The following is a 26,017-nucleotide window of genomic DNA, read 5'->3' on the forward strand; positions in this document are numbered from 1 at the left end:
AATGACATTACATACAATAGATACAGGACTTTTTAAATTAGATGGTGGAGCAATGTTTGGCGTTGTACCGAAGGTAATGTGGCAAAAACTCAATCCTGCTGACCAAAACAATATGTGTACGTGGGCAATGCGTTGTCTTTTGATAGAAGATTCAAATAAACTTATTCTTATCGATACAGGAATAGGTAATAAGCAAGACGAAAAATTTACTGGTCATTTTCATTTGCATGGCGAGGATTCTTTAGAAAATTCATTAAAACAAAAAGGCTTTTCTACTTCTGATATTACAGACGTTTTTCTTACTCATTTGCATTTTGACCACTGTGGAGGAGCAATAAAAAGAAAAAAAGACAAACTCATTCCTGTTTTTGATGAGGCTACTTATTGGTCAAATACAGAACATTGGAACTGGGCTATTGAACCAAACCCACGAGAAAAAGCGTCATTTTTGAAAGAAAATATTCTTCCCATAAAAGAAAGTGGACAATTAAAACTTCTTTCTAGTAATCAAAAAAATGATTCCTTGCCTTTTGATTTGCGTTTTGTGGATGGACATACCGAAAAACAAATGTTGCCTCAACTAAAATACAAAGACAGAACGATTGTTTTTTGTGCGGACCTTATTCCATCGGTTCATCATGTGCGTTTGCCTTATATTATGGCGTATGATATGAGACCTTTAAAGACACTTACTGAAAAAGAAGAGTTACTAAATGAAGCTGTCGAAAATGATTATATTTTATTTTTCGAACACGACCCAATAAATCAATGTTGTACATTACAAAAAACTGACAGAGGAATTATGCCAAAAGAAATTGGAAAACTGAGTGATTTTGTGTAGTTTGTGAACATGTAAATTCCCCTTTTTACATTCCCTTTACTCTATATGATAAAAATAATATTATTTCGTTTTTTTCTTGGATTTATTACAGGTGTAGTTCCTCTTTTAGCTACCTTAAATTATACAAAAACCTATGCTCAAACTGACATAGGTTTTGATGCAATGCCTTTTACTCGCCTTTATTCTCCCAAAGAATATCAAGCTGGTATTGTAAATATGTCTGTAAAAATAGATAACAGAGGAATTATTTATTTTGCTAATACAAAAGGAGTTTTACAATTTGATGGAAAAAATTGGCGTACCATAGAAGTACCAAAAGTAAGTTATATACGCACATTAGATATTGATGAAAAAAATACTGTGTTTATAGGTGCAGTCAATCAGATAGGAAAGTTAGAGTCTGATTCTACTGGAAAATTAGAGTTTATTTCTTTCATGGATTTGTTGGATTCAGCAGATAGAAATTTTGGAGAAGTATGGAAAGTAAAATCTACACCTCAAGGGGCATTTTTTAGTACAGATAAATATATATTTCGCTATCAAAATGGAAAAGTTGATAAATGGACAGCAGAGGGGAAATATTTTTACTCTATATATTATGTAAATGATGAGTTATATGCATTAGATAGGGGATTTGGCTTGAGAAAACTAGAAGATGATAAATTAAAATTTATTACAAATGATGACCTAATAGATAATAGTGGCATTTATTTTTTACTTCCTTATTCTGACCCAACAAGACAAACAAAAAATAATGAGATTTTGGTAGGAAGAAACACATCATCCCTCCTTATTTATACCCCTAATAATAAGCAATTTAGAGTTTTTGAAACCGAACTGACAGTAGATGAAATTAAGTCTATGTATAATGCAGTTCTAGGAAAAGATGGTAATTATTATATTTCTACACTTCGTTATGGTCTTATTTGTATAAACCCAGCAGGTAAAAAACTTTTTCAGTTTACTCAAACAGAAGGTTTAACAGACAAAGTATATGAAGTAGAATTTGATAATCAACAAAATTTATGGGTCGCTCTTGCAAAAGGAGTAGCTAAAATAGAAACTGGCTCTCCTTTTACTAAATATGGTGAAGGTAGAGGACTTTCTGGTATTATAACTGATGCAAGTAAATATAAAAAACAATTTTATGTCAGTACAACAAATGGCGTTTTTTATTATGATAATGACCAAAATAACTTTCTACCTTTACAAGGAAGTTCATTTCAAACATGGATAATGAAAACAGTTGCTTTAGGCAAAGATTCTTTATTTTTTGCAGCTACTAATACAGGAATTAATAAAATCACAAACAACTCTTGGACTACTTTTGAAGGAGTAGAAAGTTCTATAAATCATCTCATTGAATCGTCAAATACTTCTGATAGATTATATGTAGGACTTTCAAATAGAAAAGGAATCTATCAATTGGATTACATCAACAGCACTAAAAATGACTTTAAACAAGTTATCTCTGACCTAACTATATTAGGATTGGAGATGCAGGATAACTTATTATTTGTAATTGACGGAGAAGAAAAACTACATCTCTATCAAGAGAAAGATACTTTAGAGAAACAAGGTATAGAATTTAATCATACTACACGTAATTTAGAAAAGCATAACAATCAAATTTATATAGCAGCAGATTCATTGGTATATATTTGGAAAAATAATGGTTTTGAGGTACAACAATCTATCAGCAAATTGATACAAGAAAATCAATATGTGGTAGAAATTAATGATATAGATGATGAAAATATTGTACTGCGAATAGGTGCAACTGATAAAACAGATTATTACTTATTCAATACCAAAAATAATACATCAAAAAAGTTACCTACCACTAGACTTACTGATAATTCTATTTCTATTTATAAATTTTTGAATGCAGGAGGTACAATAAAACGAATAGGTAAGATTGCTCTTGGTACTTCTGAAGGTCTTTTTTACTTAGATTTAGAAGATGAAAATTATCAAAAAGCAGAGTTTAATGTCTTTATTCGTAAGATAATGCAAGCTGACTCTGTGCTTTTTTATGAAAACTATACAGAACAAAATAATAATCCAATACTGAATTATGAGCAAAACTCACTTACTTTTTTTTATAGCTCAAATAACTCTTTGGACGAGCAAAATACAGTTTTTAGATATAAATTAAATGGCTATGACAAAAAATGGTCAGAATGGACAACTGAAACAAAAAAGGAATACACTAACCTAAATGCTAGAAGATATTCGTTTGAAGTAGAAGCTAAAAATGTCTATGATACAAAAAGTAAAATTACAAAATATGATTTCAAGATAGAACCTCCTTTTTATAAAACACCTTTAGCTTATATCTTATATTTTGTAGTTGGAATTTTGCTTGTTTCTATTCTGACCTATTCGGGTATTCGTTATAATGTAAGAAGGCTTAAATACAAAAATCAAAAACTAGAAGAAACAGTAAAAGAAAGAACATCAGAACTTCGTCTTGCTAATGGTGAACTAGAACAGCAAAAAGAGGAGGTTTTGATGCAAAAACAAAATATTGAACAACAAAAAGAAGAAATAGAAAAGTCTTATCAAAATATTCAAACACTTGCAGATATAGGTCAGCAAATTACGGCTACACTAGATTTGACCGAACTAATCGGAATGCTCTATGAAAGTGTAAATAGTCTTATGCCAGCAGAAGGATTTGGAATAGGCGTTTTCAATCCTTATCGACAACAAATTGATTTTAGGGGGTTTGTGGAAAATGGACAAATACTCCCTTTCAATTCTGATTCATTGGAAGACAAACAAAAACTAGCTGTTCAATCTTTCATACATCAAAAAGAAATTTCTACAAATAATTTTGAGAAAGATTTTCCTGCCTATCACACCAAAGAATTAGAAGTAGGAGAACTTCCACAATCACTGATTTATCTTCCTTTAGTTGTGCAAGAAAAAGCTATTGGCGTTTTGACTGTTCAGAGTTTTGCTAAGGATTCTTATCAGAATAATCATTTTACTATTTTGCGTTCATTAGCTTCTTATGCAGCCATTGCTGTTTCGAATGCTCAATCTTATGCAACCATAAACGAAAAAAATCAACATATTACCGATTCTATTCGATATGCAAGAACGATACAAGCAGCCGTTTTACCATCAAAAGAACTTATCAAAAAAAATATAGACGAGTTTTTTATTCTATATCGTCCAAAAGATATTGTTTCAGGTGATTTTTATTGGTTCACAACTGTTTTTGATAAAGAAACCAATACTAATAAAATAGTTATTGCTGCCGTAGATTGTACAGGACATGGTGTTCCAGGGGCATTTATGTCGTTGATTGGAAATACTTTTTTGCATGAAATAATCAACGAAAAACACATCACAAATCCAGCTCAAATTCTTGAAGATTTGGATGTAATACTCAAAAATTCACTTCAAAAAGGAGAGCAAACTAATAAAGATGGAATGGATGCAGCTATTTGTGTCTTCGAACAGACAAACACTGATGAGAAAGTAAAAGTGAGTTTTTCGGGTGCAAAACGTCCATTTTGGTATGCTTTACCCAACTCTTCTACCTTAGAGAATATATCTGGAACAAGACGTTCGATAGGTTCACATCGTGTAAAAGGAAAAGTCTTTGAAAACAACGAGCTGCTTTTAGAAAAAGGAACAAGTATTTATCTAACAACAGATGGTTTTGCTGACCAATCCAATCCAAAAGGAGCAAAATTCGGAACACATAAGTTAATAGAATTAGTAGAGAAAAATCTATCCCTATCTATGCAAGAACAGGAAAGTAAAATCGAAGAGGCTTTAGATATTCATCAAGGTAAAATAGAACAACGTGATGATATTACTGTTTTGGGCTTTAGAGTTTAGATAAAAAATAAAATTCATAATTTTCTACAAAATCCCTTCAATCTCCCTCCAACACGAAATATCATAACTTGCCACCGAATGTTGAGGTGTTTTTTGGTAAGGATTATAAAAAATAGTTTTTATTCCTAGTGAGCGTGCGCCCAAAATATCAGCATCAAAACTATCGCCAATCATAATAGAGTTTTGAGGTGTAGCGTTAGAGATAGCAAGTGCATGATTGAAAATAATAGGATTTGGTTTGGTAAACCCTGTACAATCTGATGTAATAATATTTTTGAAGAAATGTAAAATACCTGAATACTCTAGTTTTAGTTTTTGGCTTTCTTCAAAACCATTAGTAAGAATATGAAGTTGATAACCTTTAGATTGCAAATAAGTAAGCATTTCTAAGACAAAAGGTAAAAGATTGGGCTGACGAGGACAATTATACTGATACTCATTTTCTAATTCTTCTAAAAGGTTATAAGTAGCACTCTGATAAGACGTTTTATCAAATTGTTCTCTTTTATGTTTCATTGTATGTAGCTCTTCGAAGATAAGCATAAAACGACGTTGTCTTATCTTTACTTTATCTACCAAGCCTTCATGATGTTGTTTCCAAAGAAATTTAGTTGTAGTTTGGAAGGCAATTAAAAAATCATCAAAACTTATTGTTTCATTATTAATAACTTTATCAGATAATTCATACTTTTGATACAAACTAAACAAAGTTTGTTTAGAATTTTGCTCAAAATCCCATAATGTATGGTCGAGGTCAAAGAAGATATTCAACATAATATTCCCAGCAGAAATACTACGCTTAATATGGCGAGTAGAGGAGATGTCATTCATAGCAAATTTGCGTGGCGTAGGTTGTGGATACATATAAGTCATAAAACAATTTCTTATTTAGAACAGCTAAAAGTAGGAAATGTTATTTTGCGTTTATTTATTTTTGTATTTATTATTTTTAGTATTTGGGTCTGTAATCTAATTTGGTTTAAGCCTTTTAGTATCGAACTGTTTTATGAACGCATGTTTATAGAATATGGTCAAGATGACCCAGAACTGATGAGCCGTTTGCATCTTTTAGAGAAATACGGAATTACCTATCATAATAGCCAACTAACAGATATTTCTGATGCAGAACGTGATAGACGATATGAAGAAAGTATTGTTCGTAATTTTGAAATGCTCAGAACCTACAAACGCTCACAACAAACCGAAGAAGAAATTTTATCTACTGAAATACTAGATTGGTATTTAGAGCTAGAAATTTATAGAAATGCTTTTCGTCAGTACGAATATCCAGTAAATCATATTAATGGAATTCAAGTAGAATTGCCTCGTTTTATGATGGAAGTACATCAAATCGAAACGCTTGGCGATGCTGAAGATTACTTGGAGCGATTGTCCAAATTTGATGATAAATTTGACCAACTCATTCAGCTTTTAGAATCCAGAAAAGAAGCTAATGTAATTCCTCCTCGTTTCATTTTAGAAAGAGTAATTGAAGAGATTGAAGATTTTATTTCAAGAGATGTAAAATATAATTTACTGTACCGAGATTTTGCTCGTAAAGTAGAAGACCCAGATAATCGAATATTAAAACATCCTAATCATTTTGATTCGCTAAATAAGCAACTAATAGATGTTAGAGGTCCTAAGCGTGATTTAAAAGCAGAAGCTAAAGCAATTATGGAAAAGGATGTGTACCCTGCTTATCGCAAACTATTGAATTATTTAAAAAATGAACTTGAATTATCAAATAATGATGCTGGAGTTTGGAAATTGGGTTATGATAGTGCCACAGCTATTATGTATTATAATACAATGCTTATGGTTCATGCTCATATTTCACAAGAAGAGTCAGCCGAAGAATATCATTATAGAGGTTTGGGCGAAATTAGTGATTTGAGAGAAGAACTGACAGGTATTTTTGATTCATTAAAATTTCCACAAAAAGATTCTATTTCAAAAAACTTGGCTCGCATAAATAATCATTTGCCTAGTGATTTTGAAATTAATGATAATTACAAAAATTACTTAGATGCTTACCAACGTTATTCAGATTCTGCCTTTCAATCATTTAGTCATTTCTTCTTGCATCAGCCCAAAGAGCCACTAAAATTACTTCAAGTTGAGATTCCTTTACAGAATAGTTCGCCTTTATTAAAGTTTCATATTGGAAAAAGTGATACATCTCAATTACTTTATATTAATTTAAAAAAAGCTCAAAATATTCCTCAAAATAAAATGCCTGTTTGGATTTATGAAAAGGCAGGAGGACGTTATATTCAATCGTGGTACGAGCAACAACTTACAGATATTCCTACTTTTAGAAGGGTTTTGCAATTTGATGTCTATTATGAAGGTTGGGAAGGTTATTTTGCAGATTTATTAAAGGATGAAAACAGAAATTCTATTGATTATTACAAAGATTTATATACTAGAATTGGCAAAATTCAGCACGAACTTTTCATTACGTCACTTTTGGTAGCCGATACAGGAATTCATCTCAAACAATGGACAAGAGAAGAATCCATCAATTTTTTGGTAGAAAATACAGGACTTCCCAGAGAAGATATGACTGATGAAGTGGATAAAATTGTCGTTCGTCCTGCACAAGCAACGATTTATAAAATTGGTAAAATTTATTTCAAAAATCTAAGAGAATACACAGAAGATGCGTTAGAGGAAAATTTTAATCTTAAAGAATTTCATGAACTATTATTAAAAAATGGACATATTCCTCTTCCTGTCTTAAAAAAACAAGTTGAGCATTTCGTTACCGAAAAAAAGAAAGCCATCCGAGAAGCAGAAATAAAACAAGAAGCAGTAGAAAAACAATAATAAGATGAAAAAAATAAATTAGGACAAAGGTATAATGAAGTGAAAAAAATATTGCTATTTGTTAGTTTTTGCTTGGCTTTGACGAACGATTTATATGAAAAAATGTAGTTATAGAATACATGAAAACTTATAGACAAACAAAAATCCATCAAAAATCCATTTCTATTTTTTGTAGAAATGGATTCTCTTGTTTTATAATAAACTAAAAATTAAACTTCATTGACAGCACGTTCAATCAAACGAGCAGCTACTGTTTGTGTTCCTGTATGCTCAAAGTAGTTTGTCGAAGCATCTAAGAATGCAGCTACATAATCTAATTTGGTGTCAGCTAATGAAATATATTCTGAAAGGCTTGCAATTACTTTTTCTGAATTTATATTATTTTCAGATTGGAAATTACTAATCCAGCCTTTTGTATGGCTAAATGCTTGTTTGACAAAATTTAGTTTATCAGCAGCACCAATTCCTGGAATATACTCTGCCATCTTTTTGAACACAGAATTATCTTCTACTTTATCGACACTTATAGATTGCAACTTATCCATTACAAGTTCAGCAAAATCAGGACCTAGAGGAAGTACACCATCAAAGGCTATAATTCCTGCCATACGCATTTTGCTTTCCCCTGCATAGTTGCCTAAAGCACCTACGAAATCGCCAAAACTATCTCCTGGTATTCCATTTATTTTTGTAAAAGCAAGAAGTTCAGCCGTAATTTTGATAGCTAAATCAATACTTTGAACAGTATCAGCTTTTGGAGTAAGGTCTTTCATAAAAGAAAGAAATCCAACACTATCAGCTAGTTTATCAGCCATTGCAGCAGCACCCAAAGCTGTATCAGCCGTATCTACCATCTTAAAAATTTTGATGGCTGTTTGGTAACCTTCAGATTCGTCAGCATAAAGTTCTTCTGCTTTTGCCTTTACTTCTTCTAAAAAATCATCGTCAGTTTCACCTGTAACTTCACGCATCAGCGTATCAAAGTCAGTTGGATTGTTCCATTCTCCTGGAACTACAAAATCTAGGGCTTTAAGTGCATAGATAGTAACGCCCGATTCAGGCAGATCATTTATAGCTTCTACAATAGAAGCAGGTTTGTCATCAGAACCAAAAAACATATAGTTGTATATTTAAGTAGTTGAAAATTTTTTACTTAGAATTTTAAGACATCCAAAGTGTCAAAAAGATTGATTGATTATTTAAGGTTAGCTAGTCCAGCAAGGTCAAATTTTTCAAACCACGCTTTACGCATATCTTCATTAAAACTATCATCTTTTGAACGAATACTGACTTGATAACGGTCACCTACCAAGATAGTCGTTCCTTTCGAACCTTTTGTGAGTGCAGGATAAGCTCCTACTTTCATTGTTGATTCAGTATATTTAGCTTTTGTATCCATATTGGTACTCAAATCACTAACTGCAAGAGTAGCAACTTCTTTTCCGTCTTGTTCTAGGCTTGCTTGTACAAAACCATCTTTTTCTTGATTATAAACTACTTTATATGCTCCTTCTTCTTTTGGGAAAAATTTGTTGAGTGCACCACCTTCTACTTCTTCAGGCATCGTTTCAGTAGCTGTTGAACTATTATCAGTTGTTGTTGTTGTGGTTGTCGTAGTTTCTGTATTTGTTTTTTTCTTTCCTCCACAACTAAAAAGGAAAACAGAACTTAATAATAAGGCAAATAACGAAATACGAAATTTTTGCATGTGCATAACGTAAGGTAAAATTTAGTGATAAAATGAACTTTAAAATATAGAAAATTATCAAAAACAAGAAATAGAAATTTATATTTGGTTCTATGTCAATTTTTCTAATTACTCTGAATATTTACCTCAATGTACAAATTATCATTCGAAATTAGAAAAGTTTATGTTAAAATATGTTTGAAAATAAAATTATAAAACGAGGTCTAAAAAGTAAGAACCATAAAAAACCCTTTTTACTGCAAGAGTAAAAAGGGCAAAAAGTAGTTGTTGTGAAAAAAGTGGGAGTTAAAAAAATAGCTTTTAGTTTTTGTTACTTTCTCTAAAAGTAGCATCAAAAATATATTTTTGGCTTTATAGAAAGAAATAAAAACTGCTCTGAACTGATTTCTTTAGCATCTCTCCAAAACAATTTTCTTAAAATTGTATTTGCTTTCCTTATGATGTCTCAAACATAATCATTTTTTATTAAAAAACATTATTTCTGACAAAAAAATAGTAGAAAAGTACATAAAAAAATAATTATTAATCCCAGATTATATGTCAATTAAACTTTCATTACAAAAAGGCGATATTACCAAAATACCTGTTAATGTTATCGTAAACGCTGCAAATACATCACTTTTGGGAGGTGGAGGCGTGGATGGAGCAATTCATAGAGCAGGAGGAAAAGAAATTTTGGAAGAATGTATTAAAATACGCAACAAACAAGGAGGTTGCAAGACAGGAGAAGCCGTTTATACAACAGCAGGAAACCTACCAGCAAAATATGTTATTCATACAGTAGGCTCGGTTTGGCAAGATGGAGAACATGGAGAAAGAGAACTTTTAGCAAACTGTTATCAAAATTCTCTCAAAATTGCTCAAGAATTACAACTCAAAACAATTTCATTTCCAAACATCAGTACAGGGGTTTATAAATTTCCAAAAGAAGAAGCAGCCGAAATTGCATTAAACACAGTAAATGAGTTTGTAAAACAAAGTAAGAGTTCTATCTTAGAAGAAATAGTTTTTGTTTGTTTTGATGAAGAGAATTACAAAATTTATGAGCGATTGATGATGATTGAAAGTTTATAATCGAAAAAAAGAGGTTATCCTAAAATTAAGATAACCTCTTTCAATACTATTTTACTACCAAAACACAATCTTTAATGTTGAAGAATAAGAATTATTCCTATTTCATTAAAGATGCTTTGTTCTTTAATATCTTGTTTTATTTTCTACCAAAGACCATTACGGATTTCCATTTGGTCATCTGCCATAGAAGCTGTACCTCTACCAAAGATTTGATTCCAGTGTTTGTCCGAACGCATCATTTGTTTGATTCTTGCTGTAGATGTAGAAGCCGAACCAGCTTGTAAACCTGTTAATGCCCAATCAGTCCAAGGGTTAGGACGGAAAATTTCTAAAGGAGGTGCTACACTACGAGAATGAAAATACTGACGAACAGGAACAGTATGTTTTCTAAAATGATTATTCCCTAAAAACTCTGCGCCAAAATGAGTAACAGCAGCAGTACGCCCTACTCGTGCAGAAAGTCCACCTGCACCTAGAAGACTTGTACGGAAATATTCAATAGCTACGCCTCTACCTGCAAGTAGTTCTGCTGAAAGTCCTGCATATTCATCAGAAGAGTTTACATTTTCATCAAAATTTACTTTTCGTACATTTGCAGGATCAACATCACTTCTTGCTGGTGTCCAAAAAGGATCCATTAAAGTAACACGAGAAGGCAAACGTCCACCGTTTCTATAGACTTCTAAAAGACCTGCCATTGTTAAGTTTCCTCCAAGAGAATTACCTACAATTCTTATTTCTCCACTATATCCATTATAAAATATTTCTCTGTATTTTTCTTCAAATAAATTTTTGATAGGACGGTTTGTAACACCTGTAGTAACATAAAAATTACCATTCGAACCTTTCCAACGCATACCTACATCTGTATTATGGTCATAGATTTTCTTTTCTACACGAATAGGAGGAGCAGAGTGAGCAATACCTTCATCTGCAAACTGAATCCAATAAAAAATAGCTACATTCCAACCTTGTTGTTTCCAAATATTATGACTTTGAACGTTTAGACCACCATCAGTAAGTAAAAAGTCTTCACGAGATTTGTTTACTACACTTTCAGGAGCATTACCATGTACATAAATAATAGTTGGTTTAGAAGGATCAAAAAATGGATTTGCAACACCTGGTACATATTTCTGACAACCCACAGCATCACCACCTGGATTGTTAGTTGGTTGAGAATCAAAGAAATAGAATCCGTAATCTAATTCATCATAATAATAAATCTGAACCGAAGTAGTTTGCTGATCCCATTCAGTTTGCGCTCCTGAATGGTCAGCTACAAAACGAGAGTGTACCATAACATACCCATTATTATTATAAGGAGCAGCAGTAGACTGTATCCAGTTTCCATTTACTTTTGCCCATGTGTCGCCTACCCAAATCTGAATAGTTCTTCCTGGTTTGGTAGCAATTACACTAGAAAGACCAGATCGATTAGGATCACTTTGTATCCATTGAACAGAATAACCCAAACGTGTGAAAATAGTATTCATATGAACCATTACATAGCCATTGAGATTGACAGGGTTTGCTCTATAGTTAGGCCAAGTAAGAGGATTACCATTGACAAGCACTCGTACTGTACTAGAAGCCGTATGCGTTTCTTGACCAGATTTGTTCTTTTTATTAGAGGTAGCAGCAATAGCAGGATCTGTTGATTCTACTTCTTGATTTTTTAGTTTAGCCTGTTCTAAAATATCTTCTTCTTGACAAGAAGTGAATCCGATTGCAATTACTAAGAGAAATGCAATGTAAGATAAATTTAATTTTAATATTTTCATAATCTATGAATTGTGTGTTAGGGGAATTTAATAAAGTTAATTAACTTTATAGTATGTTTGCATACTATTAATAAAAATAAAAAAGCAATCAATATACTTTTTTGTGTAGCTTAAATTATTAAGCTGTTTTGTAGATAATTAGCTAATGTTTTAAAGTAGTTATCTTTGTTAATTATTAAACAAATTAAGCAGGTTAATTTTACAATTCCAAATTTTTAACAAAAAAATCGTAAATAATTTACAGAGTTAGTTTTTTTAAAAATTACTACTTTTTTAGAATTTGTACGTTATTTATCAAATTTCTATTGATAAAAGATGCAATTTTGAATTTTCGATAATAAAAAGAGTTTTTTTTATAAAAATTGTAAGTAATTTAATTAACTATTTTTGTTAAGTGTTGATAATTAAGGTATTAAATTTGAAAAAATGTTTTTTATGTTGTGGTTTGTATAAGGAGTTTTGTGATGAAAAAACTGAAAATTATATTCAAGAGCATCGTTTTATAATTAATGCCCTAATAATTTCGTATTTTTGTAAAATCAAACTAATAAAGAAGAATAAAACTACATTATGGATACGCCTACTATAAAATTATCATTAAAAGAGATAGAGAATAAAAAAACAGATATTCGCAAACTGACCTTAGCCGAAATATCAGAAGAACTCAAAAAATTAGGAGAACCAAAATTTAGAGCCAAACAGATTTGGCAATGGTTGTGGGAAAAATCGACGACTTCATTTGACGAAATGACAAATCTTTCTCAAAAGCTAAGAGATATTTTAAAAGAAAATTTTGCTATAAATCCTTTGACGATTGCAGAAGAGCAAAAAAGTAATGACAGAACTATAAAATCTTCTTTTCGCCTTTATGATGGAAAGATTGTAGAAGGAGTTTTGATTCCGACAACAGATAGAATGACAGCTTGTATTTCTTCACAAGTAGGTTGTTCGCTTTCTTGTAAGTTTTGTGCAACAGGTTATATGGGCAAAAAACGAAACATAGAAGCAGCCGAAATTTATGACCAAGTAGTGGCTATTTCTCGTCAAGCTGAAGAAAATTATGGTCAGTCGCTTTCGAATATTGTCTATATGGGAATGGGTGAGCCGTTGATGAACTATAAAAATGTATTACAATCGATTGATAGGCTTACTTCTCCAGATGGACTTGGTATGTCGCCAAAACGTATAACTGTTTCGACGGCTGGAATAGCAAAGTTTATCAAAATGCTGGCTGATGATAATGTAAAATTCAATCTAGCTTTATCTCTACACGCTGCAAATGATGAAAAGCGTAATGAAATTATGGATATTAATGAGAGTAATTCGTTGGAAGTTTTGGCAGAAGCCTTAAAGTATTTTTATGATAAGACAGGAAACAGAATTACGTATGAATATATCTTGTTTGATGATTTTAATGATTCATTGAAAGATGCTGATGAGTTGTATCGTTTCTGTAAATACGTTCCTTGTAGGGTAAATATCATCGAATATAATCCAATAGAAGAAGCTGAGTATAAAAAACCAACTGAAGACCGAATAGAAAAATTTGCTGGTTATCTCATTAAAAGAGGTGTCAGAACAACTGTCAGAAGAAGCCGAGGAAAAGATATTGATGCAGCTTGTGGACAACTTGCTAATAAGAAGGGATAGAGTTTTAGAAAAATATTGATAAAATATCTAACAAAGAGAATTTTGAAGCAAAATAGGCCAAGTTTTATATATTTAAGTTCGCTAGTAGATTTTTTGAAGTTAAGTGGAGAAGTTTTTACTCCTTTAAGTCAAAAGAAGATAGATAGTTTACAGAGATTATATGATATCAATCTTCCTATAGCTTATATTGAGTTTTTAACTGTAATGGGTAAAGGTGCAAGTAGGTTTATGAGAGGTTCGTCTGTTTTTTATCCAGAACTACTAGAGTTAAAAGACTGGGCTAAAGAATTAACTGATGAAAATAATATGTCTGAATTACCTAAAAATGCTTTTACTTTTTGGATGCATCAAGGATATCAAATGGCTTATTTTTTAGTTGATGATTCTCCCAATCCAACTGTTTATTATTTTTCAGAGGGAAATAAGAATAACGATTGGATAGAAGTAAGTTCATTTACGGAGTTTTTAGAAATGCAGTTGATTTTTTCAGGGTTGAAGAGTAATATAAAAAGCTAATCATACATGTTTTTGTCGTTGGTGGGGACACCAACAACAGCTATTTTTTGCCATTGTCGGTGGAGACATCAACAATAATTTAACCCATAGAAAGAGCATGAAGAAATATCATACTTTGTGTAACATCTCCATCTTATTAAGTAAGTATTTAAAAAATCTATCTATTAAAGTTTTTGTGAAAAAATAAAGCTAAAATTGTATTTTAGGTACAATAATGGTAAATTATCTTATTAAACAACAAAAAAGGGGAAATAAGAAGCAAACTAACATTTGTTTCGATAGATAATCTAAATAACTCAGATAATTCAAAACAATACTTTTAATCATTTTTTTAGCTCAATTCACATTTTATTATGAAACTTAATTTTTTATTTCTCCCTGTTATCCTTTTTTTTATGTTCGGATTTACGTCTTCTATCTCTTCAAATTCTTTCGAAGAAACTATCAATAGTACAAATCAAGTAAAGCAAACCATTATTTCATCTATTACTTTCAAAATCAAAAATGCTGGAATTGGTGTTGATGGAAGTTTTAAAGGCTTTCAAGGAACAGTAGATTTTAGTCCTGATGACCTTGCAAGTAGCAAGTTTGATGTAAGTGTAGCATCCAAAACAGTTGATACAGACAATAATGCAAGAGACAATCATTTGAGAGAAGACGAATATTTTGGTGTAGAAAAGCACCCAAAAATTTCTATGAAATCGACAAGCATCTCAAAAGTAAGTGACGGCAAATATAAAGCTACCTTTGACCTTACCATAAAAGGCAAAACCAAATCAGTTTCTTTTCCTTTTTCTTATGAAAAGACAAGTACAGGTTACAAACTCAATGGCTCTTTTGAAATAGATAGGAGAGATTTTGGTGTAGGAGGTTCTAGTTGGATTCTTTCAGATGATGTAAATGTATTTATTAGCTTAGAAGTAAAAAACTAACACTCACTAAGAACAATTTCAAGAGTTTTTAAAGTAATACTATTCATTTAGCCTACTTTTTAACTAGATTAGTTTTCAAAACACTATTAATTCTTAGACTTTACGTATTTTTACCAAAACATAATTACCCTTTTTAATTAATTTGATTTTTATAATCAATTTTAAAAAGGGTTTATCGTAGTTTATACGGTGTTTAAAAAACTGCACAAACATTGGGAAATGTAATAATAAAACTACACTTTTATCTCAAAAATTTCTTTTATGAATCATTCTAATATTGCTGTTTTGAAGCAGCTTAATGACCTTTTACATCAACTTTCAGATGCAGAATATGCAAAACCCTTACCTATCATTTCTAAAAATACAATAGGAAAACACGTTAGACATATTTTAGAATTTTATACGTGTCTTTTAGAAGGAATAGAAAATAAATCAGTTGATTACGACGCACGAAAACGCAATCTTGAGCTAGAAAATTATACTGGGAAAGCAGGCGAAACTTCAAATTTTATTGCTGAAACGTTATTAAATTTAGATAAAAAAACAGAATTAGAACTTTTTGCAACACTTCCACACGATAGAATAAAATTGACTTCTACTGTTGAAAGAGAACTTTTATACGTTTTGGAACACACCATTCATCATTTTGCAATTATCAAAATTGCTGTTAAAAATGAATTTCCTCAGGTAAAAGTTGCTGATGAATTTGGAGTAGCTTATGCCACACTTCAACATCAAGAAGAAACAATTAAAAACTAAATTAAAATCCTCGTTGATGCTTCAGACCTCAACGACTTAGCCGTTGTTGGTGTCTCCACCAACGACATATTTTTATATGAAAAAACCTTTGTGGTGGATAAAACTGACCAATTTTGAATATTGGTCTATGTGGTTTTTCTATTTGCCGACTGTTCCTTATGGTTTGTATTTGGCTTTGCGTTCGGGTTCGCTGGCTTATTTTACATCAGTTAATCCTGCTGTGCCTTTGAGTGGAATGCAAGGACAGCCCAAACAAGATATTCTCAAACTCTTGGATGAAAAGTATCTTCCTAAATCGCTTTATTTTAAGCATAATTCAGCATTCGAATTTGTAAAATCAGAAATTGAGAAAAAAGAAATTAACTTTCCATTTATTATAAAACCAGAGGTAGGCGAACGTGGAAAAGGAGTAGAAAAAATGGATTCTTTCGAAGAATTACAAGATTATTTGAATGAATATACAAAAGAAAATAAGTCTGATTTTATTATTCAAGAATTTCTGACAGAGCCAATTGAATTAGGTGTTTTGTATTATAGATTGCCAAATAATTTGAAAAACAAAGTAAAAAAAGAACGAAATAATAGAAGATTAAAGAAATTCAGAGATTCTGCTATTACTTCTATTGTACAAAAAGAATTTTTGACTGTAAAAGGAGATGGAAAAAAAACAGTAGCCCAGCTTATTGAAGATTCTGATAGAGCAAGGTTTCAAAAGAAAAGACTAGAAAAGGAATTTGAACAAGAATGGAATGTAACAATTCCCACAAATGAAAAAATCGTTTTAGAACACATCGGAAACCATTGTAGAGGAACAAAATTTTTAGATGGAAATGATTTAATTACAAAAGAAAACCTAGCTGCTTTTGATGAAATAATGAAGTCCTTAGAGAATTATTATTATGGACGTTTTGATATAAAAGTGCCTTCAATAGAGGATTTTAAACAAGGAAAAGGAATAAAAATAATGGAAGTAAATGGCGTAGCTTCCGAACCTGCTCATATTTATGACCCAAAAACTCCCATTTTGAAGGCGTATAAAGATATTTTTTGGCACATGAAAATTATTCAAGTGATTAGTTTTCAGAATAAAAAAGATGGAACTCCTTATGCTTCATTCTCTCAAATTTGGAAAATAGTGAGTGATGAATTTAAGAAAACGTTTTTTTAGATTTTGTGTCGTCGGTGGGGACACCGACAACGGCAAGTTATGGTTGCTTTTTCTTGATTTTCATATTTGCTTTTGTTCTATTTACTCTAAAAAAAACATTTTTGGGTGGGTTGTGATATCTCAAACGCTTTCGAACATTTGGGTAAGTCAAGTCTTTCAAAGACAAAGTATCTTTTCCATTTAATCTAAAATAAGGAACAGTTTCATATCTTATAAAAAGATCTCCATAAGTAGTTGTGCTGTCTCTATATTTATGCAAAACTATAGTATCTCCTTTGTAATACCATCTTCCTTCTGTGTTTTGAGAGTTGCCAAAATCTACAGAATAATATCGAAACGTATTATCTTCTTTTACTTCAAATAAGTCTATACTCATACTTCCTTCAAAAACAGATGAATAAATACATTTCGTTTTATCATCATCTTCTATTAGAGAACGACAAGAAAATAATAGAAAAATGGCTATCAAGGCATAGAAAAAAAATATTTTTACATTCATAATAATCAAGACATCTTCTTCTCTAAATCACTCAATTTCTCTTCTACCTGCACTTTAATAACAGGAATAGCTTGCAAGACAAATTCTAATTTATCTTTAATTTGTGCTATTGTCCAGCCGTTTTCTTTACTAGCTTCTATTTCTGAAAGGGTGGTATTGAATTGTGTCAAACCTGTATAAGCTGTACACGATTTGAATTTATGCACAGTTTGGCGAAGTGTGTCTAGTTCTCCATTTTTAAATTCCTGTTGTAGTTGTGCTGGATAGTCTCTTAGGTTTTTATCCAAAATTTGTAGCATATTCTGAACAAGCATCGGCTCGTTATCTACAATTTCATAGATTTGAGAAAGGTCAATTTTTTCGTGGTAGCTCATAGTATTGGTGTTTGTAAAGGATAGTAGTTGTTGCCAAATCTGAAAAGGATACAAAGGATAAATCAATAAATTTGTTTCATTGTTTATCAAATGCTGCTCATTTTCTAAAAAACTAGGTTCGACAAGCAAACAAGATTGTTTTTTGTTTTCTAATTCTTTTTTTATAAAGTGTTGTTCTATAAAAATAAAATCTATTTCAGAGAAATCAAATTCTTTTTGGGTAGCATCAGAATAAATTACAAACTTTCCTCCTGCTAATTGAATCATTTTCTCAATAAGTAACTGATGAGTTTCATTATCACCTAGATAGGTAAATGTTTTTTGAGTAGAAATAAAGGCTTTAATTTTTGGAGGAAAAAGACGAATGCCACTTATTTTTTCAAAAGAAGCCGATAATTTAATTAAATTTTCAATGCTTTGTTTGTTTTTAGAATCAGACTCAGAATTATACTGAATAAAGTTTTGTGTAGTTGTTCTTTTGAGATTATCAGCAAGTAAGTTTGTCCAATCTACTCGTAACTGTTCGTTAAGTGTAGTAAGTGCTTCTTGATGTTTTACTTCCGAAAGTTCGGCATCTTTAGTAAGTTGCCATTTTTCATTCAAAAACTCAATTTCTTGTAGTTTATGACTTTCCTCTAAATTTTTTAAAGATTGATAATAGGCTGTTTTGTCTTCTATCAGACATTCTAAAAAAAGCTCTTTCGCTGTTTCTGAGTTTTTTTTGACTGTAAATAAAACATCTACATAAAAAAACTCTTCTTCAAAAAAGATTTCTAAGTTGTTGATAGCTAAATTTTTTTGTTCTCTGTTGGTGTTTTTTTCTGTGTTTTTTAAAAGAAAATCAATGGCTTCTTTATGAAATTTAAAGGTTTCAAAAGTATCAAAAAAATTAACGTCTTGATTTTGTTTGATTTGCCAAATTCCATCACATGTTTTCATAATAAATCCTTTTTCATCTATATAGAAAATCTGAATGCGATTCGAAACAAAAGAAAGTTTGCGAGCATTAAATTCAGATGATGAAGAGATATTTTTTGATAGGATTTTGTTAGGCACGTTAAAAATTGACAAGAAATAAATTTGATAGAAAATATACCTAAAATTACGAAAACTATCTAATTTTTTTTAGAAAAAATAAATAAAACAAATCTAATTGGCTTCTAAATCAATAAAAAAAACCACTCTTCAGCGAAGAGTGGTTTTCCTATTTACTACTTTAATCTGTTAACTTTTCTTATTTAGATATTATTCAATAATAATTTGTTTAGAATAAAATGAATTATTTTGATTAAAACGAATCATATACATTCCACTTGGCTGTTTTTGAAGGTTTATTTTGAACTCTTGACTTCCTTTTTCAAGCGTTTTTGTATAAACCCTTCTACCAATTCCATCAAAAATAGTGATTTTTATATCTTCTAAGACAGCTTTTTCAAAATGAATATTGAAAGTTCCATTACTTGGGTTTGGGTAAATTTTGAATAAATCATTTTTCAAATCTTCTTCACCTGTAATAACTGGAGTTTTGGGAACAGAGAAATAAACTGTTCTAGTTTGGATTAAACACCCATTTTGATTTGTGATTTTGGCAGAATAATTACCATTTACTGTTGGGCTAATTTCAAAAGTAGAACCTAAATCAGTTTTTAGTTCTTCTTCAAAATACCAATCAACACTTACAATATCATTTTGAGAACCGTTTATATCTTCTAAGAAAAGAGATTTTTCATCTTCACTTAGTCTCAAATAAACTGGAAGAACTTCAAAACGATTAATGGCTATTTCATTTGATATTGAATAACAAGCATTACTTTGATTGGAAGCTGCACGAACAAAATACTTTCCTTGTATAGAAGTAGAAACTGCACTTCCTGTTTTTGCTATCTTTCTACCATTTCTAAACCACTCATAAATAACATCATTCTGTGGATTTTGAATAGAAAGTATTACTTCTATATTTGGACAAATATTGCTTTCAGCTACCTCCAAAATAGGATTTTGAGGAGTGTTTGTTACTGTTACCTCAATTTCTGTACTTGACTGACAAGTATTTTCATTTGTTACTTGGAGTCTATAGACTCCAGACTGTGTAACCTCTTGGCTTTTGCTATTACCAATAATTTCATTGTTTAGTAACCATTCGTAACTCATATTTTGTCCTGCTGAAATAGCATTGAGTATTCCGTTCTCACAGAAAATTATGCCATTTTTTTCTTGTATTTTGGCAACAGGATTCTGGTTTAGTTTTACAGTTACCTTATTAGAGATAATACTACAAACTCCTTTTTGTACAATCACTTGGTAGTATCCTTGGCTAGTTGCACTGATAGTTTGTGCTGTCAGTTCTGTTTTATTTCCGTTCAGATACCAAACATAAGTTGCGTTTTCTACTTCTTGAGCAGTTAGTTCAATAGAGTTTTCGCAGCTTGTTTGCAGATTTCCTCCCATTATTTTGGCTTCAAAAGTAGGTTGGGCTTCTACCAAAATAGGTATTCTTTCACTTTCTTTTTCACTCCTTCCAACAACAGAAACATAAAATGTAGTTTGCTGAGAAATAGAAGGCAATTCAAAATCAGAATCATCACTTTCTACCAATAAATTTCCATCTGTTTGTTGGTCATAAACTCTATAAATCGTTCCTGATGGAGCAGTGATTTTTAGTGTAGCTTTTCCTTCTCCACAAACTGTAGAAACTGAAATTACGCTAGGTATTTCTGGGAATGTCCACTCATTATCAGCTACAGGAGCTGAAAGTTTTGTCTCTCCAACTCTTTCATTTATAGAAACTAAACTAAAAGAATAAAAAGTATCAGGGTTCAAATCTATTGCTTCATAACTTGATGCATTACTTGGTAGAGTTGCAATCAGAACATTGTTTTGAAAAAGTCTGTATGAAGTTATATTCTGTGTAATCGGTTGCCATTCAAGATTAATCTGTGTTGTACTGATAGCTGTTGCCACAAGGTTAATAGGCGTAGCAGGTGTTGGTAAAGGTGGAGTAGGAACTACCTTTTTTCCTTGCACCATAAATTCATATACTACATCATCACAATCATTATTATTTATCGTAATTGTAGCTGTTTGTACTAGATAGGTAGTTGGAGTAAAAGTAACATCAAATGTTTCTGTTGCTCCTGCTGCTATTGTTGTCGGAATATTAGATACTACAAACTCGGCATTATCACTTGTAATTGAAGCTATAGATATTACTTCGCTTCCTGTATTAGACAGTACATAGGTTTTGGTGTTATCTGTAATTACATTTCCAAAATCTGTGTCGTCTGCTGTATTTGGTGTAATATCTCCATTTACGATACTAACAGAGTTGCCAATAACATCAATTTCCCTTGTAGGATTAACCGTTACTGTGAATGATTCTGTTGTAGTATTTCCTGCTGCATCAGTTACTACGAAAGTATTTGTAGTAACACCAATAGGAAATGCAGAGCCTGAAGATAATCCTGCCGTTTGGTTGTTAGTGGCTATCTCACAATTATCGTTTACTGAGATGAAATAGTTTACCACTGCTGTACAACTTGCTGCATCAACAGGAATTGTTATATCAGTAGGAAGAGTAAGACTTGGAACTTGAGTATCAGCTAATTTTGTCCCACTAACTATAAAAGTATAAGGGTTTTCATTACTATCATTATTAGCAATAGAAATTGTGGCTGTCTGTGTACCTGTGTTGGTTGGTGTATAAGTAATATCAAATATCAGACTTCCATTTGCAAGAATTGAATTTGCTGTTGGTTGTGTGCTAACATCAAAATCAGATGATCCTGAAATAGCTACTAACGGTGTTCCTGTCAAGTTTAATGTTCCTGTACCTGTGTTTTGTATAGTAAATCTATGTGTAACTATTGAACAACCTGTACCAAAATCTGTACTATTACCTGTACTGACAAATGTAGCTCCATTTAGAATATCATTGCCATTTCCTTGAAGGTTTATTTCTGGAGGACTTATATTTGTTCCTTGTACGGAAAAATAATAATCTCTCTCATCACAATCGTTATTATTGATGGTAATTGTTGCAGTTCTGGTTCCTGTCCCACTTGGAGTGAAAGTAACATCAAATGTAGTCGTGGTATTTCCAGCAATAGTAGTATTATTTGTAAAATTACTTACTGCAAAATCTGTTGCATTTGTTCCTGTTACATTAATGGAAGAAATAGTTAAGCTAGAGTTTGTTACTGTGTTCTGAATAGTATAAGTAATGGTTCTGCTTGTTGTTACATTTCCAAAATCTGTATTATCAGCAATACTTGGGGTAACATCACCAGAAACAATAGAAGTAGCATTTCCTTGTACGTTTATTTCAGCTATATTGCTTGGCGCAGTACCACTAACACCATTTGAAGAGCCGTCGATCCAGTTTGAAGAAGCTCCTGTCAGAGCAAAATTAGTGAGCGTTCCATCATTATTGTTGCTTGTCAAGTCATTCAAGGTCGTAACTGTTGTATTATTTCCTCCTGCAACCCCTTGGTTAAAGTTGTAATAAGCGAGTAAACCTGTTTCATTTCCAACTAGTTCATTATTTATATTCGCATTAATTTCTGAACAACTACGAGCTACATTCCAAATACGAACTTCGTCTAAAGCACCACTAAGTCTTCTATTACCACTTCCTAAATGACCTAAATAATAATAAACGTTATTGTTTATAGAGGTTGTTGATGCAGTGCTTCCAACTAAAACACCATCGAAGTAAAGTAAGAGTTGTGTATTGGTTTTAACAGCAGCTATGTGATGCCACTGATTATCAATATAATTTACTCCTGTTGTAGTAACCTCATCTCCTCCTAAATCTGCAGCTGGAACACGTTGTCCAAATCGTAATTCTCCTCCTCTCCCAAAACCAAGAAAACTATAACTTTGAAGACTACCAGCAGCATCTGTTCCATCTAATAACATAGTATTAGGTGTATCTGCCTTAAACCACATTTCATAAGTATATGCTGAGGTAACAGGAATAAAACCAATATCAACATAGTCATCAACTCCATCTAAACTTAAGGCATTGTTATTTGAAGCTATATCCCCTGTACCTTGTACAGCAAAATCAAAAGCAGCTTCATCAGGGTCATTACTATTAATAGTAATCGTTGCAGTACGCAACCCAGCAGCAGAAGGTGTAAATATAAGATCCATGCGAATGCCTAACCCTCCTGGTAGAATAGTTACTGGAAATGATATACCTAACGAGAAGTCAGAGCTATTTGCACCACTCACATTGATAGATGAAATATCTAAATCTGCTGTTCCTGTGTTTTCAATAATGTAGGTTACTCTTCTACTTGTTGTTACACTACCAAAATCTGTATTGTCTGTTGTGCTTGGAGTCATATCTCCATCAGCAATATCATTACCATTACCTTGGACATTAATATTCGCATTTGCAGCACACAAAAGAGCATCTCCTGTAATTGTCCAATTATTAGGAGCAGAAGTAAGAGTATTTCTTTCAGTTACTGCCGTACAGTAAGTTAAGGCAGTAGCTCCTAAAGTTACATTAGGTCGTAGAGTCTGTCCAGCCCAGTCTATGAGTGTAGCATCATAGTTAGTTGTATTTAATCCTGAGTTATTAAGCATGTCTGGCATATCCACAACACTAGATATATCCCATCCTCCAATATCTTGATTGAAAGCCGTTGCACCTAAAAACATAGCAGACATATCTGTAACATTACCTGTATTCCACCCTCCAATATCTTGATTGAAAGCTATTGCATTACTAAACATCCCAAACATATATATAACATTACTTGTATTCCACCCACCAATATCTTGATTAAAAGCCGTTGCACCCAAAAACATCTCAGACATATATATAACATTACTTGTATTCCATCCTCCAATATCTTGATTGAAAGCTATTGCACCTTCAAATATAGCATGCATACCTGTAACATTGCTTGTATTCCACCCTCCAATATCTTGATTGAAAGCCCTTGCACCTTGAAACAAAACAGGCATACTTGTAACATTGCTTGTATTCCACCCTCCAATATCTTGATTGAAAGCTCTTGCACCTCGAAACAAACCATACATACTTGTAACATTACTTGTATTCCACCCTCCAATGTCTTGATTGAAAGCCTGTGCAGCACTAAACATCTCAGTCATTAATGTGACGTTACTTGTATTCCACCCTCCAATATCTTGATTGAAAGCTATTGCAAGATTAAACATACTAGTCATATCTGTAACATTACTTGTATTCCACCCTCCAATATCTTGATTAAAAGCTATTGCAGCATAAAACATACTAGACATGTCTGTAATATTGTCTGTATCCCAAGTATTCATAGTTGTGTTACCATCAAATATGGTGCATCTACGAAACATGAAAGATAGGTCTGTGACTCCTGTTAAGTTGGGAGTATCAGTGGCATTATAAGTAAGGTTGTTGCAACCATAAAAAGCCTTTGCCATCGAAGTCCAAGCTATATTCCCCCATGCTTCTATGGTTCTTATTTTTGTTTTCTCTGCTAAATTATTATTCATATAAAACCTTGGGAAATCTCCAGTGATAGCTATTTCATAACTACTCCCATTTTCTAAACCTGTGATGGTATAATCTCCAGTTTGTCCTGTAGCAGAGCCATCTCCTACACCTGTGTTGCTAAGGTTTGTCCAAGTAATGTCATAATTATATGTCTCTGTTGTTTCTGTTGGAATCATGATTGTTCCATCAGTGGTTATCCAAGTAGTACGGAAAGAGTCTGGGGTAGGCGTGGGAGAATTTCCAAATATGTAGGCTGCTCCAGCAAAACTGCCTCCTGTAGTTTCTCTAGGTGCTCCTACAATAGCATAATCTATTGAAGTAGAAACAGAAAAACCAAAATAATCTCCATTTTCAGCATCACTAGCCTGTACTTTTTGTTCTTCTACCCAACTTGTACCTACTCTCTTAAACATATAAGCAGAGCCAGAACCTCCACCTAAAACGCCTTGAGTTGCTCCTATAATTGCCTTATCATCTTGTATAGACACAGAGTAACCAAATAATTCTCCACTTTGTGCATCGCTTGCTTGTATTTTAGTTTCTTGCACCCAAGTTGTACCTGTATGCTTAAGCATGTAAGCTGCTCCTACGTTTCCACCTAGTGCACTATCACGATAACCATGCGCTCCTACTAAAATATATTCTCCAGAAACAGACACAGAATGACCAAAAAGTCCAACACCTTGTACATCATTTGCCTTTATTTTTGTTTCTTGTGTCCAAGAAGTGCCATTACGTTCAAAAATATAAACAGCACCAGAATTCTCTTCTTGTGTATCTTCTGCTCTAGCTCCTACAACAGCATAATCATTTGAAATGGCAACTGAACGAGCAAAATTATCATTGAAATCTCCATCACTAGCAAATACCTTAGCTTCCTCTACCCAGTTAGAGCCATTACGTTTGAAAATATAAGCTGCTCCTGCGTCGGCTGTTGCACCATCACTTCCATGAGCACCTACAATAGCATAGTCTCCTGAAATAGAAACTGCCCAACCGAATATACTAAGAGTTTGCACATCGCTTGCCTGTATTTTGGCTTCTTGAGTCCAAGTAGATCCGTTGCGTTTAAAAACATAAGCTGCCCCAGCAAAACTTCCTCCTGTATCTTCCCCATAAGCACCCACAATAGCATAATCGCCTGAAATAGAAACCGATTGCCCAAAGTAATCATTTGCTTGTATATCATTTGCTTGTATCTTGGTTTCCTGTATCCAGTTAGAGCCATCACGCTTAAAAATATAAGCTGCTCCTGCGTCAGCTCCTCCTGTATCTTCTTCCAAAGCTCCTACAATGGCATAATCGCCTGAAATAGAAACCGATGCACCAAAATAATCATAACTTTCTATGTCTGTAGATAATAGCTTTGCTATTTCTGTAGTAGGTTGTGCCATGACTTGCTGAATAGAGCAGCAAATGATGAATAGAAAAACACTTTTAATCAAAAGGCTTTGCCAGTAATTAATTTGAAAACTGTAAAACTTTTGTAACATTATTAATTTATATTATAA

16 protein-coding genes are annotated in these 26,017 nt (G+C 32.3%); 9 read left to right on the forward strand and 7 right to left on the reverse strand.

The genetic code is table 11. From position 1 onward, the window contains the following. The first annotated feature begins 1 nt into the window (after position 1). Together ACE193_RS18540 and ACE193_RS18545 are read left to right on the forward strand one after the other, a co-directional pair. Complete coding sequence (locus ACE193_RS18540) at positions 2-841, forward strand: MBL fold metallo-hydrolase (RefSeq protein ID WP_375559707.1); 840 nt, start codon at positions 2-4, stop codon at positions 839-841. Between the two features lie 45 nt (positions 842-886). Next, positions 887-4,699: a SpoIIE family protein phosphatase gene (locus ACE193_RS18545; RefSeq protein WP_375559708.1), complete on the forward strand. Its 3,813-nt coding sequence runs from the start codon at positions 887-889 to the stop codon at positions 4,697-4,699. Positions 4,700-4,723: 24 nt separating this feature from the next. Here ACE193_RS18545 and ACE193_RS18550 read toward each other — a convergent pair whose 3' ends face one another. Then, complete coding sequence (locus ACE193_RS18550; protein WP_375559709.1) at positions 4,724-5,473, reverse strand: HAD family hydrolase; 750 nt, start codon at positions 5,471-5,473, stop codon at positions 4,724-4,726. On the opposite strand from ACE193_RS18550, the gene ACE193_RS18555 reads away from it, so the two are divergent. Beyond that, positions 5,444-7,531, forward strand: a complete 2,088-nt coding sequence (locus ACE193_RS18555; protein ID WP_375559710.1) for a DUF885 domain-containing protein — start codon at positions 5,444-5,446, stop codon at positions 7,529-7,531. The two genes, ACE193_RS18550 and ACE193_RS18555, sit on opposite strands and share 30 nt — an antisense overlap. Before the next feature lie 209 nt (positions 7,532-7,740). On the opposite strand, the gene ACE193_RS18560 is transcribed toward ACE193_RS18555, so the two are convergent. Further along, positions 7,741-8,649, reverse strand: a complete 909-nt coding sequence (locus ACE193_RS18560) for a hypothetical protein (RefSeq protein ID WP_375559711.1) — start codon at positions 8,647-8,649, stop codon at positions 7,741-7,743. A gap of 77 nt (positions 8,650-8,726) precedes the next feature. Continuing rightward, a complete protein-coding gene (locus ACE193_RS18565; RefSeq protein WP_375559712.1) occupies positions 8,727-9,245 on the reverse strand; it encodes a hypothetical protein in 519 nt (172 codons plus the stop codon). A gap of 531 nt (positions 9,246-9,776) precedes the next feature. Here ACE193_RS18565 and ACE193_RS18570 point away from each other — a divergent pair. Next, on the forward strand, positions 9,777-10,313 hold the full coding sequence (locus tag ACE193_RS18570) for an O-acetyl-ADP-ribose deacetylase (protein WP_375559713.1): 537 nt from the start codon (positions 9,777-9,779) through the stop codon (positions 10,311-10,313). Positions 10,314-10,456: 143 nt separating this feature from the next. On the opposite strand, the gene ACE193_RS18575 is transcribed toward ACE193_RS18570, so the two are convergent. Further along, a complete protein-coding gene (locus ACE193_RS18575) occupies positions 10,457-12,097 on the reverse strand; it encodes a copper amine oxidase N-terminal domain-containing protein (protein ID WP_375559714.1) in 1,641 nt (546 codons plus the stop codon). A 570-nt stretch (positions 12,098-12,667) separates the two neighbouring features. Between ACE193_RS18575 and rlmN the strand changes: the two genes are divergently transcribed. From rlmN to ACE193_RS18600, 5 genes are all read left to right on the forward strand, one after another. Then, positions 12,668-13,747 carry a 23S rRNA (adenine(2503)-C(2))-methyltransferase RlmN gene (gene rlmN, locus ACE193_RS18580; protein ID WP_375559715.1) on the forward strand — a complete coding sequence of 360 codons (1,080 nt, stop codon included), beginning with the start codon at positions 12,668-12,670 and terminating at the stop codon, positions 13,745-13,747. Positions 13,748-13,789: 42 nt separating this feature from the next. Beyond that, the gene (locus ACE193_RS18585; protein WP_375559716.1) at positions 13,790-14,263 is read left to right on the forward strand and encodes an SMI1/KNR4 family protein; all 474 of its coding nucleotides are present in this window, start codon (positions 13,790-13,792) and stop codon (positions 14,261-14,263) included. A gap of 353 nt (positions 14,264-14,616) precedes the next feature. Further along, entirely contained in the window at positions 14,617-15,195 is a 579-nt protein-coding gene (locus tag ACE193_RS18590) for a YceI family protein (protein ID WP_375559717.1), read from the forward strand. 261 nt (positions 15,196-15,456) lie between these two features. Further along, positions 15,457-15,954: a DinB family protein gene (locus ACE193_RS18595; protein WP_375559718.1), complete on the forward strand. Its 498-nt coding sequence runs from the start codon at positions 15,457-15,459 to the stop codon at positions 15,952-15,954. 76 nt (positions 15,955-16,030) lie between these two features. After that, entirely contained in the window at positions 16,031-17,122 is a 1,092-nt protein-coding gene (locus tag ACE193_RS18600; protein WP_375559719.1) for a hypothetical protein, read from the forward strand. A gap of 37 nt (positions 17,123-17,159) precedes the next feature. Here ACE193_RS18600 and ACE193_RS18605 read toward each other — a convergent pair whose 3' ends face one another. The 3 genes from ACE193_RS18605 to ACE193_RS18615 all read right to left on the reverse strand — a co-directional run bounded on the left by ACE193_RS18605 (position 17,160) and on the right by ACE193_RS18615 (position 25,900). Beyond that, positions 17,160-17,621 carry a hypothetical protein gene (locus tag ACE193_RS18605; RefSeq protein ID WP_375559720.1) on the reverse strand — a complete coding sequence of 154 codons (462 nt, stop codon included), beginning with the start codon at positions 17,619-17,621 and terminating at the stop codon, positions 17,160-17,162. A 5-nt stretch (positions 17,622-17,626) separates the two neighbouring features. Further along, entirely contained in the window at positions 17,627-19,051 is a 1,425-nt protein-coding gene (locus ACE193_RS18610) for an Hpt domain-containing protein (RefSeq protein WP_375559721.1), read from the reverse strand. 189 nt (positions 19,052-19,240) lie between these two features. After that, positions 19,241-25,900: a BspA family leucine-rich repeat surface protein gene (locus tag ACE193_RS18615; protein ID WP_375559722.1), complete on the reverse strand. Its 6,660-nt coding sequence runs from the start codon at positions 25,898-25,900 to the stop codon at positions 19,241-19,243. Positions 25,901-26,017: the final 117 nt, after the last annotated feature.

The sequence above is a fragment of the Bernardetia aquimarina genome (assembly GCF_042180575.1).
Lineage (GTDB): Bacteria > Bacteroidota > Bacteroidia > Cytophagales > Bernardetiaceae > Bernardetia.